Annotated in this window: 2 protein-coding genes; both read right to left on the bottom strand. The window is 62.5% G+C overall.

Annotated elements, in window-relative coordinates:
* Nucleotides 1-130: 130 nt before the first annotated feature.
* On the bottom strand, nucleotides 131-886 hold the full coding sequence (locus tag I5W_RS09760; protein ID WP_044529071.1) for a sulfite exporter TauE/SafE family protein: 756 nt from the start codon (nucleotides 884-886) through the stop codon (nucleotides 131-133).
* Nucleotides 887-1,003: 117 nt separating this feature from the next.
* Nucleotides 1,004-1,199, bottom strand: a 196-nt coding sequence (locus I5W_RS32800; RefSeq protein ID WP_217284445.1) for a hypothetical protein, incomplete at its 5' end; no start/stop codon positions are given.

The raw sequence follows: 1,199 nt of genomic DNA, 5'->3' as shown, positions 1-1,199 counted from the left end.
AGTGCGGTGAGGTTCATGGTTGGCTTTCGCGGAAACGATGCTGTTCAGAGAAAGCCATATTAGAACGCATCTCACGCCTATTTATGAAATGGGTTCTAGCTTGCCTGCCTGAGGCCATGTTTTTTGCAACTCAACCGGCCAAGGCCACCATCCCCGCACAGAACAGCAAACCAGATACGATGCGCTGGAACCATAGCGGTGACAGCCAGCCATAGATGCGTTCGCCCATCAACACCCCGCCCGCGAAAGCCGGTACCAGCCAGACACTCGTTTCCAGTTGCGGCCAACCGACCTGACCATCCCAGGCCAGGATCAGGGCGGCGCCAAAGAACAACACCATGAAATAGGCCAGCAGATTGGCCCGCAGGCACGCACTCTGCTCTTGCTGGGCCAGTGATCTGCCCCCCTGCCTGATGCCGTTGAAGTAATACACGGCGGCCACCCCGCCGATACCGCACAAGGCCGTCATCATGCCCGAGACTGCACCCGCAGCCAACGTAGGCGTAGCACCACCACCGTGCTGCCAGCGCCAGCCCAGCACGTGCAACGCAGTGATTGCCAGCACCGACAGCCCGATGAGGCGATGTAGATCCGGTAAGCGGCCGCTGGCAATCAGGCGCACGCCCACCGCAGTACAGAGCAGGGCGATGACCGCCAGCGGCAAGACGGTGGGCCAGTGCGCCCGTCCCATCCAGCTGCGCCAACCCTGCAGCGAGGCCACACAATTGACCAGCACGATCAGCGCAGCGGCCTGCGAAGATGGCAAGGCCAACCCGAACAGCGGCGCCATGACCAGCGCACCGCCGAAGCCGGTCACGCCCTTGGTCAGGCCGGCCAGCAGGCTGACCGCCATCAAGCCCGACAGCAGTGGCAAGGAAAGACTCATGCAGCCACTCCAGTGGCAAGAAAAGAGAATCGAGGGGATCGTTCAGACATGGCCCAATCATTGCATTGGCCAGGGCAAGCACATAAGACCAGGGAGGGCTTTCCATGGAGCCAGCTGCTACGGCACTCGGATCTGGCGGCACGCACGAAAACGGTGCCCGCCGCCCTGTCCTGCACCATCGCTGGCACTGCCGGCCCCAGCGACAGGCGCTCCAGTACTGCGCTTGCGCAGGTACCAGCGGCCGCCATGGTCGGCGGTCTTCCGGCAGACGTGGTAGACCGGCATCCAGCCTGCTGGTCCAATCGAAAGCCTG

It is taken from the genome of Herbaspirillum sp. B65, from assembly GCF_000333555.1.
GTDB classification, from domain to species: Bacteria; Pseudomonadota; Gammaproteobacteria; order Burkholderiales; family Burkholderiaceae_D; genus Herbaspirillum; species Herbaspirillum rubrisubalbicans.
This window is presented reverse-complemented; position numbering and strand designations above follow the sequence as displayed.

Coding starts and splice junctions, on each gene's coding strand:
- I5W_RS09760 (WP_044529071.1), bottom strand. CDS start 886: ATGAGTCTTTCCTTGCCACTGCTGTCGGGCTTGATGGCGGTCAGCCTG.